This is a genomic window from Wocania ichthyoenteri Th78, from assembly GCF_000789235.1.
GTDB classification, from domain to species: domain Bacteria; phylum Bacteroidota; class Bacteroidia; order Flavobacteriales; family Flavobacteriaceae; genus Wocania_A; species Wocania_A ichthyoenteri.
The window spans coordinates 880,829-898,060 of record NZ_KN525716.1; the positions used below are offsets into that span (position 1 = coordinate 880,829).

A 17,232-nucleotide genomic window follows, 5' to 3' on the forward strand; every position below is an offset into this window, starting at 1 on the left:
GGGAACTTACACCGTAACGGTTACCAATACAAATGGTTGCACAAAACAACGAACCGTTACCATAGAACCTTCAAACATAGCAACTTTTGAAACTATTGAAATCGTTGATGCTACTCAAAACAATACCATTACCGTTTTAGTTTCTGGTGAAGGTGTTTATGAATACCGATTACTTGATGAAAATAATATAGTATACGCACCTTATCAGGAAAGTAATACGTTCGAAAATGTGTATCCAGGTATTTACACTATAACTGTTAGAGATATTAAAAATAGCTGTGGCACAGTGCAAAACCCAATTTCAGTTATTGGTTTTCCCAAATTTTTTACGCCCAATAACGATGGCGTACACGATACTTGGCAAGTAATTGGTATCTCTAATATGTTTCAGCCCAATACCAATATCCTTATTTATAACAGGTTTGGTAAATTAATTAAACAATTAAATCCATTGGGTAGTGGTTGGGACGGGCTATTTAATGGTCAAAAACTGCCAGCCGACGATTATTGGTTTGCTGTAACTCTGCAAGATGGAAGAATTTTAAAAAATCATTTCACTCTAAAATATTAATCTTTGAAATTAGCCTTAAAAATATCTGTCTTAATTATTTTTTTATTGTGTTACAATAATACGCTAGGTCAACAACCAACGGATTGCATTGATGCCGTAATTGCTTGTGGAAATTCAAACGTTAACTTAAATGTAAGTGGTGTTGGCACTCAAGAATTAAGCGGATCAAACACATGCTCAAGTCAAGAAAACAATAGTGTTTGGTTAAAAGTTACTTTAGTAACTAGTGGCACATTAGGTTTTACATTAACCCCAAATAGCACCGCTATTACAGAAGATTATGATTTTTTTGTGTTCGGACCAAATGCAACCTGTGGCAATATTGGACAAGCCATTCGGTGTTCTACTACTAATCCTTCAGCCGCCAATCAAGGAAACAACTTAACTGGAATGAATGATTCTGCAAGTGATACTGCCGAAGGCCCAGGTGCAGATGGCGATAGTTTTGTAAAGTGGTTAGATGTGCTAGCAGGAGAAACTTATTATATAGTCATAGATAGACCAATTGGCAATAGCCCTTTTAGCTTACAATGGACAGGAACTGCACAGTTTTCTGATCCTCCTTCAGATGAGTCAGGAACAAATGGTATGCCATTAAATTTAGAAAGTTGCGATGTAGTTACTCCTTTTGATAATGGCTTTACAACTTTTAACCTAACAGACAATACAAGTTTAATTGCAGGAACACAAAGCGATGTTACCATAACTTATCACGAAAATATAAGTGATGCTAATATTGGAATAAACGAACTAAGCAGTCCATATACAAACATTAATAACCCTCAAACCATTCATGCTAGAATTACAAATAATACCACAGGGTGTTTTGAGTTGACCAACTTTCAATTGAATGTTAATCTAGGTCCAAATTTTTCGCAACCAATAGATTACGAACTATGTGACGATTCAGCAGATAGAAACAATACTAACGGACGAGTTATTTTTGATTTATCATCTAAAAATCCTGAAATTTTAAATGGTCAAAACCCTTCTGATATTAATATTACGTATCATACTTCGCAATTAAATGCCGAAACGCGAGCAAACCCTTTACCAAATGCTTATTATAATTCAACACCATTCAACGAACAACTTTTTGTTAGAGTTGAAGATGCCTTAAACCCTGATTGTAAAAGTGTAACTCCATTAAATTTAGTCGTACATCTAAACCCCGAAGCCTTTAACGACACCCTGTTACAATGCGACGAAGACGGTGCTATAGATGAACGCACTATTTTCAATCTCAATCAAGCTAATACTGTTTTAACTAATGGTGTCGCTGGATTATCAACAAAATTTTATACAGACTCTGCCAGAACTATTGAAGCCGACGGTAATGCATTTACCAACACATCTAATCCGCAAACTATTTATGTAGATGTTATTAATGACAGTACAGGATGCTCTTCACCTTCAGAGTTAACTCTTAATGTTAGTGTTACAGACTCTGAAGATACCGAACTAGTTGAATGTGATAATGATGGCACCGAAGATGGCTATTTTAATTTTATTTTAACTAATGCAGATAGTGACATAGTTGCAGGACTTCCCTCAGGGTTATCAATCTCTTATTTCGAAACTTATGATGATGCTTTACTTGAAACAAATAATTTAGGAAGCACATTTACAAACACAAACCCATACTCTCAAACTATTTATGCCCGTGTTGAAAACGCTAATAATTGTTATGGTATAAGTGAAGTTGTTTTAACCGTAAACGAATTACCAGATATTGAAACTGAAGCTTTAGCATACTACTGCCTTAATGATTATCCGAAGAGAACCACTTCTTTAAATGCAGCAGTTATAAATGATAATCCTTCTAATTACACCTATAACTGGTCTACTGGCGAGAATACTTATGCTATTAATATTAATGAAGTGGGAACTTACACCGTAACGGTTACCAATACAAATGGTTGCACAAAACAACGAACCGTTACCATAGAACCTTCAAACATAGCAACTTTTGAAACTATTGAAATCGTTGATGCTACTCAAAACAATACCATTACCGTTTTAGTTTCTGGTGAAGGTGTTTATGAATACCGATTACTTGATGAAAACAATATAGTATACGTACCTTATCAGGAAAGTAATACGTTCGAAAATGTGTATCCAGGTATTTATACTATAACTGTTAGAGATATTAAAAATAGCTGTGGCACAGTGCAAAATCCAATTTCAGTTATTGGTTTTCCCAAATTTTTTACGCCCAATAACGATGGCGTACACGATACTTGGCAAGTAATTGGTATCTCTAATATGTTTCAGCCCAATACCAATATCCTTATTTATAACAGGTTTGGTAAATTAATTAAACAATTAAATCCACTGGGTAGTGGTTGGGACGGGTTATTTAATGGTCAAAAACTGCCAGCCGACGATTATTGGTTTGCTGTAACTCTGCAAGATGGCAGGGTTTTTAAAAATCATTTTACTTTAAAATATTAATAAACAAATCATGAGAACCAATTAAAAATGTATTTTGTCGGATATATTTTGCATTTCATCTGAAAAAAGTCTATTTTTCGCAATAAATTCAGTTTGTAAATTAATTGAGTTTTCCAAATAAATAAAGAAACCTACTGCTATGAAATTTGTTAACTACTTAATAGGAATACTTTTGCTATGGGGTAGTTATGCATTTTCTCAGCAAATCTCAGTTGATGATTCTGTCGGTTTACAACAACTTATTGAAGATAACCTAGTACAGAACAGCTGTGTAGAAATTACCAATATCACATCATCTGTAAATGGTACTGCTAGTGGGTTTTCAAGTTATGCTCAGTTTGATCGTGCGAGTTCAAACTTTCCTTTTCAAAATGGTATTATGCTTTCTACTGGTAATGCTACTTCTGGTGGAAACGGTGTTACTACACCAACATTAAGTGAAGGCTCAACTATATGGGGAACCGACCCAGATTTAGAGACCGCTTTAGGTGTTTCTAATACCTTAAATGCCACATCTATTGAGTTTGACATTGTATCCATTTCAAGTCAACTGCAATTTAATTATTTATTAGCTTCAGAAGAATATTTTGGAATTAATCCATGTCAACTTTCTGATGGCTTTGCGTTTTTAATTAAAGAAACTGGCAGTACGCTACCCTATCAAAATATCGCTTTAGTTCCTGGCACCTCAACACCGGTGAATACGAACACTATTCATGATGAAATTTTTGGTGTTTGTCCTGCTCAAAACGATCAGTATTTTGATGGCTATAATGTTGGAGATACCAATTATAATGGTAGAACTACAGTGTTAACAGCTGCAACCACAATAACGCCCTATGTACAATATCATATAAAATTGGTGATTGCTGATCAAACCGATGGTTCTTATGATTCTGCTGTTTTTATTGAAGGTAATAGTTTTAAAATTTTAGATTTAGGCGAAGATGTTTCTACATGCGCGCCTTCTGTAACATTAGACGCCGATATAGAAAATCCGTTGGCTACTTATGCTTGGTTTTTAGATAATAGCCCTATTACTAATACTAACCCTTTACCATATTTATTAAATGCAACTCAAGACGGAACTTACAGAGTTGAAGTTACTGTAGACTTAAATGGCAATGCCTGTGTTGAAACTGATGAAGTAGTAATTGTTTTAAATACCGAAGAACCTATTAATCTCATTTCAGATTATTTCTTATGTGATGATACTAGCGGTGATGAGACAGAAATATTTAATCTCTCCACTAAAAACACAGAGGTAATAAACAATATTCCTTTTACAAATTATTCGTTTTCTTATCATCTATCCGATGCTGATGCAAGAAATAATGCAAACAGTATTTCAGGGAATTTTTCTAACACTATCAATCCACAACCAATCTTTGTTAGAATTCAAGATTTAGATTCAGGCTGCTATGGTTTTACTACATTCAATTTACTAGTAAACCCAGTGCCAAATGTAACAGATCCAACAGATTTAGAGATTTGCGATACCGATACCGAACCAGATGGCCATACCGTTATCGATTTAACACAAAAAGATAACGAAATTACAGGAGGACAAAGTAATTTAATTGTTAGTTATCATTACAGTGCAGTTGATGCAGATAGTGGTGCAAACCCGATTCCTGTACCATATGTAAACACAAACACGCCCACAGAAATCGTGTATGTAAGGGTTATAGATACACAAACGGGTTGTGTAAATACATCGTCTTTAACAATTAATATTACAACAAGCCCAATAGTTAATAGAGATACTCAATATTTGGATGCTTGCGATACCGACCATGATGGTAGTGCCGATTTTGATTTAACACAAGTAATCAATGATGTTTTAGACGGTTTAGACCCTACAACGGTAACCATTACATTCCACGAAACGCTACCCGATGCACAATCTGGAGATAACCCAGTAGCAGACGAAACCAATTATCAATACCAAAACGCCGTAATAGAACCTGGTTCAACGACGCTTTATATAAGAATTGAAGACAATAACACAGGTTGCGCCTCAATTGTCCCACTTGAACCTCATACCAATTTACTACTGACAGGGACAGATACAGGAGATTTTGCTTTATGTGATAATAATGATGATGACAATGATACTTTAGAGTTTGATTTAACTACTGTTGCTCTATATATTGCTAACGAGCTTCCTAATATTGCTGTTACTTTTTATGATACTGAAACTAATAGAGATACCAACAACCCTATAGATGATAGTGTATTATATACTGCTACCAGCCCCACAACATTATATATTAAGATAGATGATATTGCTAGTGGCTGTTCTGATTTTTCTGAAATAACATTATTGGTAAATCCAGTATTACTATTTAATCCCGCAGACCCAATACCCTATTGCGATACCGATGACGATGGCATTGTTAGTATCGACATGGAATCGTTAGATAATACCGTAACTGGAGGAAATCCAAACTTTGAAGTAAGGTACTATCCAACAAATACTGATGCTGAAAATAACACCGACCAGTTACCGCCATTTTACACCAATACGGCAATGGTAGAAACCATTTACGCACGTATAGAAAATATAGATACGGGATGTGCTACAATAAATCCTTTCGAGATTCAAATTAATCTTGCGCCAGCAGCTACATCGCCAAATCCTGAAATAATTTGTGATAATGATAACAATCCTCAGGATGGATTTTCAATCATCAATCTTGATGCTACTATTCCAGAAGTTGTAGCAGATCCAACCGGACTTATCATCGGTTTTTTTACCTCTTATAATGATGCCGATAATGATGTAGACCCGATTACAGAAAGAACCAATTATAACGCCAATACACAAACCGTTTACATTCGTGTTGAAAATGATGATAGTTTAAGTTGTTATAATATTGTTGAATATGAAATTACAGTAAACACACTACCCATAATTCCTAATTTAACACCTTTTCAAATATGTAACGATGATGGATCGCCTACCGCCTATTTTTTAATGGTTGATAAAGATGTCGAAATTTTAAACGGCCAAACCGGAAAAGAAGTCTATTATTTTGAAGATGCAGGTTTTACAACGCCTATTGATAAAGATAATGATTTTCAAAACTCTTCAAATCCACAAACGATATATGTTCGTGTTGAGAATATTACAGACCCAACCTGTTTCGCAACATCATCATTCACATTGCAAGTATCGTCAGATCCTGTTTACAACACAGACTTCGATCCTTATTTAATTTGTGATGATATTACAAACGACCAAGAGCATGTTTTTAATCTAGATGAAAAAAGAGATGAAATATCTCAAGGATCAACAGACCTAATCATTTCATTTCATTTAACTCAATCTGACGCAGAAGATAATTTAAACCCACAACCAACAGCATACACCAACATTTCTAATCCACAAACCCTTTATGTAAGAATAGAAAGTAGCGCCTCATTTTGTTATGTGGTTGAAGAATTAGGGATTAATATTATTGCATCACCAGACATTACACAAGCTTCACCTTTTGAAAGTTGCGCAACAGATTATAGCGGATCTGTTATATTTAATTTAGAAGATGCCGATTTTCAAATTAATGATAGATTACAAAACAACCTCATAACCAATTACTTTGAAGACTTTGAAGATATAAACCAAAGTGATGGTTTAGATAATAGTAATGAAATTACAGATCCTACAAATTACCTATCAAATACGAGAACGATCTATATTAAAGTTGCCAATACATTAACAAGGTGTTTTAGTGTAATACCTTTAGATTTAGTGGTAGTTCCTCCACCAGCTACAAACGCCATTGGCACTATAGAAATTTGCGATAACGATACCGACACTTTTGATTTAACAACCGTTGATGCTTTAATAGTTAACGACCCAAATACTGTAGACATATCGTATCATAATACTCAAACTGATGCCGATAATAATCAAAACCCAATTGGAAATACGTTCAATTATACAGCAAGTAATCATACTATTTATGTAAGAGTTAACGATCCGCTTATTAATTGCCCAATAACAGTATCTTTCAATTTACAAATAAATCAAAATCCTATTGCAAATACAGCTCCAGATTTAGTAGCATGTGATGACGATTTTGATGGCTTTTTTGAATTTGATTTATCGGCAAACGCCAATACTATAATAGGTTCTCAAAATGCGTCAATACATACAGTAACTTATTATAGCGACGCAACAAATGCCGAAACAGCAAGTAATGCACTACCAAATTTACACGCCGCTTTTGATGGTGAAATTATTTTTGCGCGCATTCAAAATAATAATACAGGATGTTTTAGCGTATCGCAATTTGCCACTCGAATAAATCCGTTGCCAGTAATTCCTATCGAAGATGTAGTGCCACTTTGTATAAACGATTTGCCTTTGATTATTAGTGCCGATACAGGCAACCCCAACGATACCTATTTATGGTCGACTGGAGAAACGTCTACCGAAATTCTTTTAAATGACGCTGGTGATATTGGCGATTATTGGGTAACCGTTACAACACCTTATGTTATAGGTTCAGATTGCTCTTACACCAAAAATTTCACAGTTATTGAATCTGAAGATGCTACCATTAATTTTACAACAAAAGTTGATTTTGCAGACCCCAATAGCATTACCGTAGATGTTAGTGGTATTGGCGATTATGTATTTATTTTAGATGATGGCGAACCACAAACATCAAACGTTTTTGAGAATGTAACCTTTGGTTTACATATAGTAACTATACGCGATTTAAACGGTTGTAAAGACGTAACTACTGAAGTTGTAGTTATCGATATTCCTAAATTTGTAACCCCAAATAACGACGGTACTTTTGATACGTGGCATATTGTCGGCATACAAGAAATACCTGGCACTGTGGTTTACATTTATAATAGACATGGGAAGTTATTAAAAACACTACCGCATACATCTATAGGTTGGGATGGAACTTTTAACGGGCAAAATATGCCATCAGACGATTATTGGTTTGTTGCTAAAATTATTCAAAATAACGAAGCTTTTGATATTAGAGGTCATTTTGCTTTAAAGCGTTAAAACATCATGCATAACGCCTTAACATAAATATTATTCACTTCATCTTAAATAATTAAACCTTTAAAGTTTTTCTAAGTCTTATTTAATTAAATACTATATTTTAGTTGTTTACTTTATTACACATGAGTTAATATATTTACAATGAGTCGTTTTACTTATGCTAAAATTTTATTTGCATTTCTATTTCTTTTAATAGGTAGTCAAGGGTTTTCTCAATTAAGTAAAACACATTATATTCCGCCATTAACAAATGCTGAATTTGGCAATGCAAACCCAGAGCAGCAATACATATATTTATCTACCCCAAGCGGTTCGGATATTCCATATACAATAAAACCTGTTGGCCAACCCACTTCAAATTATATTATAGGAAATGTTTCGAGTACAAACCCACAAGAAATATTTTTAGGCACAGGAAATGGGCAATTATTTATGCCTTCAAATCAAACCAGCGTTGTAACAAATAATAAAGGCTATATTATTGAAGCCGAAGGTACTATTTATGTTTCTGTAAGAATGAATGCTGGCGGAGGCGCGCAAGCTGGAGCTTTGGTTAGTAAAGGACTGACTGCTTTGGGCACAACATTTAGAGTGGGTAGTTTTACAAATGAAAACCCACAAAGTAATTATTTGAATTTTGTTTCGGTAATGGCTACCGAAGATAATACACAGGTTACATTTAGCAATCTTCCGAGTGGATTAATTATAAAAAACTATACGGGGACAACACCTGTTAATGTTACTTTAAACGAAGGTGAAAGCTATACCATAGCCACAAATAGTTTAGATAGTGCAATTAATAGAGACGGACTTATTGGTTGCTTAGTAAGTTCGGACAAAAATATTGTAGTAAACTGTGGCTCTGCAAATGGGAGCTTTAGTAATGGAAATGGACGAGATTATGGTATCGATCAAATTGTTGACCTCTCAAAAGTAGGAACAGAATATATATTTGTTAAAGGCGACGGCACAAACGCATGGGAAAATGTTTTAATTGTTGCCCACACCAATAACACCTCAATAAGTATAAATGGAAACGCAGCTCTAGCAACTATTAATGCAGGCGAATATTATTTAATTGAAGGCAACCAATATAGCACTGTTGGTAATATGTATGTTGAAACTTCACAACCCGTTTTTGCATATCAAGGTATTGGGGCAACTACAAGTGAAGCTAATCAGGGTATGTTTTTTGTACCACCTTTAAGTTGCGAAACACGTGGGAATTTAGATAATATCGCAAATATTGAAGATATTGGCAGCACAACTTACACGGGTGGTATTTCTATTGTTACCAAAGTTGCAGCAACTGTAACTATAAATAATACGGCTATTTCAAGCTTTTCAACTATTGGTCCAAGTACAGTTTTAGGCAAACCAGATTATGTAACTTATAAAGTACTCGGTCTTTTTGGTAATGTTTCTGTTCAAAGTTCTGACGAATTATACTGTGCTTATTTTAATTATAATGGCGCTGCAACGTCTGGAAGTTTTTATTCTGGTTTTCCTTCGGCTCCAGAAATTAACTTTGATGCGCAGTTTGTAACCTTAGGAAACTGTATTCCTAACATCACATTATCTGCCGCCAATACTCAAAATTTTGATAGTTTTGAATGGTGGTTTGACGACGGAACAGGTGCTGGTTTTGTAAATACAAATATTAGCACACCAGATTTTACGCCTACAATTCCCGGAAAATATAAGCTAATCGGTATTGTGACTTGCTCTGGTTTAACGCTCGAATCTGTTGAAGTTCCTGTAAGTATTTGTCCAGACGATATTGATAATGATGGTATTATTGATAATTTAGATATTGATAACGATAACGATGGCATTTTAAATTGTACTGAATCTAAAGGCGATGTAATACTCAATTTATCAAATATAAATTCACCTCAACTCCTTTTTCAAGATGGGTCTGTTAATTCAACAATAGCCACGGCAACATTTACTCAAAATAACAGCTCTGGAAATACAACAAATACTTTAACAGGAACAAACCTTGGGAATTTTACAAGTCAAGTTCAACCTGCAAATAGTGCAGAAAGTAATTACAGTCTTTCATTTACTGAATCTATAAACGTAAAATTTATGGAAAACCTTTCTGTAAATCATATACAAACTGATGGCGAATTTTTTATAGCAAAAATATTGCCTGTAAATAAAAACATAACATTAATCGATCCTGATAATCACTTATTAGTCGACTCCAATTTTGATGGTATTTTTGAAACTGGTATCACTCAAATTTCAGGTTCAGAAATTCATTTTAAAATAAACCCATCTTCAACTGGTAATATACCTTATCAATTTTTTGCAAATCAAGTTGATGGGTTTTCATTCATTCATAAATTAACGAACACTACTACATCTTCAAGTTTTAGTGGCAACTTATTGTTAACCTGCTTTAAAAATGATAATGATTTTGATGGCATTAAAGATGAATTAGATTTGGATAGCGATAATGATGGCATCCCCGATTTTATAGAAAATACGGGTGAGCTAATTGTATTTACAGCAAATGATGATGATTTAGATGGTTTAGATGATGCTTACGACCCGCCTATGGAACCAATAGATACTGATGCAGATGGTGTTCCCGATTATTTAGACTTAGACAGCGATAACGACGGTATAACAGATTTAATTGAAACGGGACAATTAGGATTATTATCTGATACCGATTTAAACGGAATTGTTGACGGGCCAAATATTGGGGTTAACGGATGGGATGACAATGCCGAAACAACTCCAGACAGTAACTTAATCGGTTACACCTTGAACGATTTTGATACAGATACTATTTTTAGTTATCTTGATGAAGATTCTGATGGTGATGGCTGTAGTGATGTTATTGAAGCTGGTTTTTCTGATGCTAATAACGATAATTATTTAGGTGACAATAATGTTGTTGTGGATTTAACATCCGATTTTAATACCGGTCAAGGATTAGTTACTAATGCTATAGATGGATACACATTACCTAATAGTGCTTATCTAGATTTTGCACCACTATCTATTAGTACACAACCAGAAAACACTGAGGTTTGTTTGTTATCTTCTAATACAATATCAGTAGTTTCCCCAGAAGCAGAAACTTACCAATGGGAAGTAAGTACATATGGTATAAATTGGACTCTAATTACAGACAACATAAATTATAGTGGCTCTTTAACATCTAACCTAACACTTACAAATACGCCTCAATCATTTAACAATTATCAATACAGAGTAAACTTAAATAGAAGTGGAAATAGTTGTGGATTTTATTCTGATCCTGTGGTTCTAACAGTATTACCATTACCTATTTTAAATTCGCCTAACACCTATTCTCAATGTGATGACGAAACTAATGATGGACGCGCCTTATTTAATTTAACATTAGATAATATAAAAGCAGAAATTGACCCAGACTATATAGCTAAAAACCTAATATTCTCTTATTACTTAGATAGTGGTGCAAACACCCCTATTAATAATCCTCAAAATTATCAAAATTTAACACCTTTCACTCCAGAAACAGTTTGGATAGGTATTGAAGACACTAATGGTTGTTTTGATATAGTTTCAATAACTTTAGAAGTAAATCCTTCTAGTGCTGCGTTAAACTCTTACAATCCACAACCTAAATACTTATGTGATGATGGTTTAGATAATAGAGATGATATTTCTACTTTTGATTTCTCTGATATTAGAGATTATATTTCTAATACCATTTTTTCAACATTTAATGTAACTGTACATTTTTATGAAAGTCAATTAGATGCCGAATTAGAAACCTATGAGATTCTAGATATAACTAATCATCAAAACACAAACAGCCCTAAGTCACAAGATATTTGGGTTCGTGTAAAAAGTGATTTGGGTAATAATTGCCTAGGACTAGAAGGATTCCCAAACTTTTTAAATGTTGAAGCATTACCAACAGCAAACCCTGTGAGTATTCAAAGACAATGTGATTTTGACACAAGTGATGCAGTAGTAACTTTTCCTTTTGACACATCTCAAATAGAAACAGATTTACTTAATGGTCAATCATTAGCCAATGTCTCTGTAAGTTATACTTTTTTAGATATTACTGGTACACAAGTTACAGCATCTAGTTTACCAAATCCTTTTTTAACATCAAGTCAAATTATAGATATCAGAGTTACTAATAATACTACTAACGATCCTAATGGACCATGTTATGATGAAACTACGCTTGAATTTATTGTAGATGATCAACCCGTTGCTAACCCTATAGCTACTCAAATTGTATGTGATGGTGATGCTGGCGATGTTGATGATGATGGCTATTTTCCGTTTGATACCTCTTCTTTTGAAAACACAATAAAAGGATCTCAAACAGGAATGGATATATTTTTCAATTATATTGATGAAAATGGTCCTTCAATTACCAATAGCACAACACTACCTAATCCGTTTATTTCACAAAATCAAACAATAACTGTAGATCTTGTAAACCCAATAAATACAAATTGTATTGCTTCTACAAACATAAGATTTATAGTAAATCCGCTACCAGAATTTTCAGTAGATACACCAAGAATTGTATGCTCTTCAGACCCAACTTTTAATATTGTTTTAGATGTTTTTGGTACTAACGTAACTGAAACTTTTAATTATGAATGGACTTGGACCAATTTAGATGGCACAATAATAAATCAGTTCATTTCAAATGATGAAGAGATTACAGTTTCAAACCCAGGAATCTATTCAATTACATTATCAAACACCGATGGCACTGGATGCTCAAGAACTAGAGAAATATTTGTTGATGCTTCAGAATTAGCTAACATTACGCAAGATGATGTTACTATTGTTGACCTTTCTGAAAACAATTCTGTTACTATTGATACAACTAATTTGGGAATAGGAGATTACGAATTTGGATTAAGAGAAGAAGGCTCGCCTTTTATAGTATATCAAGATGATCCATTTTTTAATAATGTAAAAGCTGGTTTTTATACGATCTACATAAAAGATGAAATCTGTGGCGTTGAAACACTACCAATTTCTGTTATTGGGCACGCTAAGTTTTTTACACCTAATGGAGATGGCACAAATGATATCTGGAAAATAAAGGGAATTAATAGTAAATTTCAACCAAATAGTGTCATTTTTGTATATGACAGATATGGAAAATTAATCAAACAATTATCTGCGCAGTCAGATGGTTGGGATGGTACTTTTAATGGTAAATTATTAAATACCGATGATTATTGGTTTAAAGTCTTTCTTCAAGATGGACGACAATTTATGGGGCATTTCACTTTAAAACGATAACATATATATTTTGATTAATTTTGCGAAATGAAATTTAAAATCGATTCAGAATTTAATCCTACTGGCGATCAGCCTCAAGCTATAAAACAATTAGTTAATGGTATAAATACTGATGAAAAATATCAAACTCTACTTGGTGTTACAGGTTCTGGCAAAACCTTTACGGTAGCGAATGTTATTGAAGAAGTGCAACGACCAACCTTAGTTTTAGCACACAACAAAACACTTGCAGCTCAATTATACTCTGAGTTTAAACAGTTTTTTCCAAATAATGCGGTCGAGTATTTTGTATCGTATTACGACTACTATCAACCCGAAGCTTATATTCCTGTTTCTGGAGTTTATATAGAAAAAGATTTATCGATAAATGAAGAAATTGAAAAAATGCGTTTAAGCGCCACTTCTTCTCTACTCTCTGGCAGAAGAGATGTACTAGTTGTAGCTTCCGTTTCTTGTATTTATGGTATTGGGAATCCAGTTGAATTTCAAAAAAATGTTGTCGCCTTAAAACGAGATCAAGTCATTTCAAGAACAAAATTATTACATCAATTAGTACAAAGTTTATATTCGCGTACCGAAGCCGATTTTAAGCACGGAAACTTCAGAATTAAAGGCGATACCGTTGATATATTTCCAAGTTACGCCGATGATGCTTTCAGAATTCATTTTTTTGGAGATGAAATTGAAGATATAGAATCCTTTAATATTCAAACCAATGAGGTTATAGAAAAATATGATCAACTGACTATTTATCCAGCAAACATGTTTGTAACCTCACCAGATGTTTTGCAAGGTGCTATTAAAAACATTCAAGATGATTTAGTAAAGCAACATGATTATTTCAAAGAAATCGGCAAACATTTAGAAGCTAAACGATTAAAAGAACGTACCGAATTCGATTTAGAAATGATACGCGAATTAGGCTATTGCTCTGGTATTGAAAACTACTCACGCTATTTGGACCAAAGACTTCCAGGAACGAGACCCTTCTGTTTATTGGATTATTTTCCAGATGATTATTTAATGATTGTAGATGAAAGTCACGTTACTATTTCACAAGTACATGCCATGTATGGAGGAGACAGAAGCAGAAAAGAAAATTTGGTAGAATATGGTTTTAGATTGCCAGCAGCAATGGATAATCGTCCCTTAAAATTTGAAGAATTTGAAGCGATTCAAAATCAAGTTATTTATGTAAGTGCTACACCAGCCGATTATGAATTACAAAAAACAGATGGTATTTACGTAGAACAAGTAATTCGTCCAACAGGTTTATTAGATCCTATTATTGAAGTACGCCCAAGTTTAAATCAGATTGATGATTTAATTGAAGAAATTCAACAACGTGTTGAAAAAGACGAACGCACCTTGGTAACTACACTTACTAAACGAATGGCAGAAGAATTGACTAAATATTTAGATAGAATTCAAATACGTTGCCGTTATATTCATAGTGATGTGGATACTTTAGAACGTGTTGAAATTATGCAAGATTTACGTAAAGGCTTGTTTGATGTTTTAGTTGGTGTAAACTTACTGCGTGAAGGTTTAGATTTACCCGAAGTATCACTTGTTGCTATTTTAGATGCCGATAAAGAAGGGTTTTTACGTTCTGCGCGTTCACTTACACAAACCGTTGGTAGAGCCGCAAGAAACCTTAATGGGAAAGCCATTATGTATGCCGATAAAATTACTAAAAGCATGCAAAAAACAATAGACGAAACCGAGTACAGACGTGAAAAACAAATTGCATACAATACCAAACACAATCTAGTACCTAAAGCATTGAACAAAAGTTTAGATAATGCTTTATCAAAAAACTCGGTAAGCACTTATAGTTATGAACTGGAAGCTTTAAAAGCTGCTGAACCAGAAAGTGAATATTTAAGTAAACCAGAACTGGAAAAGAAAATTCGAGATAAGCGAAAAACTATGGAAGAAGCCGCAAAAGCACTAGACTTTATTGTAGCTGCTAAATTGAGAGACGAGATTAAAAATTACCAGAATAAACTAGAAAAGCTAAAAGTATAAACTTTTAGCTTTTCTATATCTAACAAGCGCTATAAAAATTAACACTTCAAACTCTTCTTAAAAAAGAAAATACTTGTTAGACAAATGGATTAATTATACTGTGTTTTAAAAATGTCTATTAATACATCTGGTGGCACAATTTTATTTGGAAAACTTTCCATCAAATATAAAACCTTAGTTATTGATTCGTGACTTAATCCCATTCGAAGACCAAAATTATAAAGCTTTATAACACCAGCAGAATTATTTTCTTCACCGTATTCTTGCTCAATATTCATTAATAAAACTAATCTATGAAACTGAACAATACGCTCGCTATGCGATTTTAAATGTGTATAAGTAACAGGGTGTTCTATTAAATATTCGAAATCTTCACGAGATATTTCAAGCTGTTTTGCAACACCTAACAAAAAGTTATATTCTATATTTTTTATGTCTTTATCGTACTTTGCAAAAGCAATCATCTCAGATAAAAGACTCAATTTTTCTACTCTATTAACCATGCTTAAAGGGATAAATTAATTACAATATAAAGTTACACAGAACAGTTATTTAATAATCGTAGATATAATGTAACTTATCGAAAAATGGAACGTATTTGGTCGTGATTTTTATTTACTTCATCAATAGTAGTCTTTTGTTCACCTAATAAAATTGCATTTCATCATTTTTACCTATACAATTTTAATAATTAGAATCCAAACTAAACTACTGAAATACAATGAAATACGATATTGCATTTCACTTTTCAAATACTATCATTAAAAAACAATATTTAGGTATCTTTACAAAAGTTTAAAAACGCTAAGATAGTATTGGGTTTTAATTAGAATCGACGAAATACAAGCAAAAAGAATACAATAGATATGACAAATAACGATATTTTAAAAAAATTACGTGTAGCACTAAAATTAAGAGATGATGATATTATAAAAATTTTAAGTCTAGTTGATTTTAGAATTTCTAAAAGTGAACTAGGAGCTTTTTTCAGAAAAGAAGATCATCCAAAATATATGGAATGTGGTGATCAAATTTTACGAAATTTTTTGAACGGTCTAGTTATTCATTTACGAGGGCCAATGCCAAAAAAAGGAGAAAACAAAACATAAAAAAAGAGCAATGATTAAATCATTGCTCTTTTTTTATTTATTTGTCCCGTCCTGAAATAGCGATACACTAAAACTTTAGTGTAATGAAAACATCAGAAAACACAGGTTACGTTAAGCGTACCCAAAAAGATTACTCCCTTTCTTTTAAACTAGAAGTTGTCCAAGAAATAGAGCAAGGATTTCTAACTAGAAGCCAAGCACGTGACAAATATGGCATTCAAGCTGGTTCGACCATTACCAGATGGTTAAAAAAATATGGTAACTTTGACTGGCAAGAACAAATCTCCACCAGTATGTCTACAACTCCCGAGCAACGTATTTTAGAATTAGAACAGCAAGTAAAACTATTAGAAAAGCAGAAAGCAAGAGCTGAATATCTAGCAGAACGCGCAGATAAAAAAGTGATTCTTTTTGATATGATGGTTGATATGGTCGAAAAGGAATATAATATTGATGTTAGAAAAAATTACAATCCCGAGTTATTGACCGCTTCAAAGAAGCCCACAAAGAAACAGTAGTTTCTACCTGTTATTTACTCGGGATTGATAGACAGGTTTACTATAGGTCGATACAATCCAAAAGACAAAAACAAAGTGTTGCCCAAAAAGTAATAGCACTAGTGCAATCCGTTCGCATATCCATGCCAAATCTTGGAACTCGAAAGCTTTATCATATACTGAAAACACAATTAACAGCTTTAAATATTGGTAGAGATAAACTCTTTAGAATACTAAGAGCAAACC

8 protein-coding genes are annotated in these 17,232 nt (G+C 33.4%); 7 read left to right on the forward strand and 1 reads right to left on the reverse strand.

Annotation, left to right across the window (positions count from 1 at the left end):
• The 5 genes from RG22_RS03760 to uvrB all read left to right on the forward strand — a co-directional run.
• Positions 1 to 571, forward strand: a 571-nt coding sequence (locus RG22_RS03760) for a T9SS type B sorting domain-containing protein (protein WP_034041004.1), incomplete at its 5' end; no start/stop codon positions are given.
• Between the two features lie 3 nt (positions 572 to 574).
• Positions 575 to 3,025, forward strand: a complete 2,451-nt coding sequence (locus RG22_RS03765) for a T9SS type B sorting domain-containing protein (protein WP_034041005.1) — start codon at positions 575 to 577, stop codon at positions 3,023 to 3,025.
• 139 nt (positions 3,026 to 3,164) lie between these two features.
• Positions 3,165 to 8,060 carry a T9SS type B sorting domain-containing protein gene (locus tag RG22_RS03770; protein WP_052143621.1) on the forward strand — a complete coding sequence of 1,632 codons (4,896 nt, stop codon included), beginning with the start codon at positions 3,165 to 3,167 and terminating at the stop codon, positions 8,058 to 8,060.
• A 141-nt stretch (positions 8,061 to 8,201) separates the two neighbouring features.
• Positions 8,202 to 13,349 carry a T9SS type B sorting domain-containing protein gene (locus RG22_RS03775; protein ID WP_052143622.1) on the forward strand — a complete coding sequence of 1,716 codons (5,148 nt, stop codon included), beginning with the start codon at positions 8,202 to 8,204 and terminating at the stop codon, positions 13,347 to 13,349.
• A gap of 27 nt (positions 13,350 to 13,376) precedes the next feature.
• Positions 13,377 to 15,380, forward strand: a complete 2,004-nt coding sequence (gene uvrB, locus RG22_RS03780; protein ID WP_034041006.1) for an excinuclease ABC subunit UvrB — start codon at positions 13,377 to 13,379, stop codon at positions 15,378 to 15,380.
• An 89-nt stretch (positions 15,381 to 15,469) separates the two neighbouring features.
• Here uvrB and RG22_RS03785 read toward each other — a convergent pair whose 3' ends face one another.
• Entirely contained in the window at positions 15,470 to 15,883 is a 414-nt protein-coding gene (locus RG22_RS03785) for a hypothetical protein (protein ID WP_034041007.1), read from the reverse strand.
• A gap of 363 nt (positions 15,884 to 16,246) precedes the next feature.
• Between RG22_RS03785 and RG22_RS03790 the strand changes: the two genes are divergently transcribed.
• Positions 16,247 to 16,489, forward strand: coding sequence for a DUF1456 family protein (locus tag RG22_RS03790; protein ID WP_034041008.1), 243 nt, complete (start codon positions 16,247 to 16,249; stop codon positions 16,487 to 16,489).
• A gap of 83 nt (positions 16,490 to 16,572) precedes the next feature.
• Positions 16,573 to 17,007, forward strand: coding sequence for a transposase (locus tag RG22_RS17960; protein WP_034040217.1), 435 nt, complete (start codon positions 16,573 to 16,575; stop codon positions 17,005 to 17,007).
• Positions 17,008 to 17,232 lie beyond the last annotated feature (225 nt).

Bases quoted from the DNA above. Each gene is read 5' to 3' on its own strand.
- RG22_RS03770 (WP_052143621.1), top strand. From the start codon at position 3,165: ATGAAATTTGTTAACTACTTAATAGGAATACTTTTGCTATGGGGTAGT.
- RG22_RS03785 (WP_034041007.1), bottom strand. From the start codon at position 15,883: ATGGTTAATAGAGTAGAAAAATTGAGTCTTTTATCTGAGATGATTGCT.
- RG22_RS03790 (WP_034041008.1), top strand. From the start codon at position 16,247: ATGACAAATAACGATATTTTAAAAAAATTACGTGTAGCACTAAAATTA.
- RG22_RS03775 (WP_052143622.1), top strand. From the start codon at position 8,202: ATGAGTCGTTTTACTTATGCTAAAATTTTATTTGCATTTCTATTTCTT.
- RG22_RS17960 (WP_034040217.1), top strand. From the start codon at position 16,573: ATGAAAACATCAGAAAACACAGGTTACGTTAAGCGTACCCAAAAAGAT.
- uvrB (WP_034041006.1), top strand. From the start codon at position 13,377: ATGAAATTTAAAATCGATTCAGAATTTAATCCTACTGGCGATCAGCCT.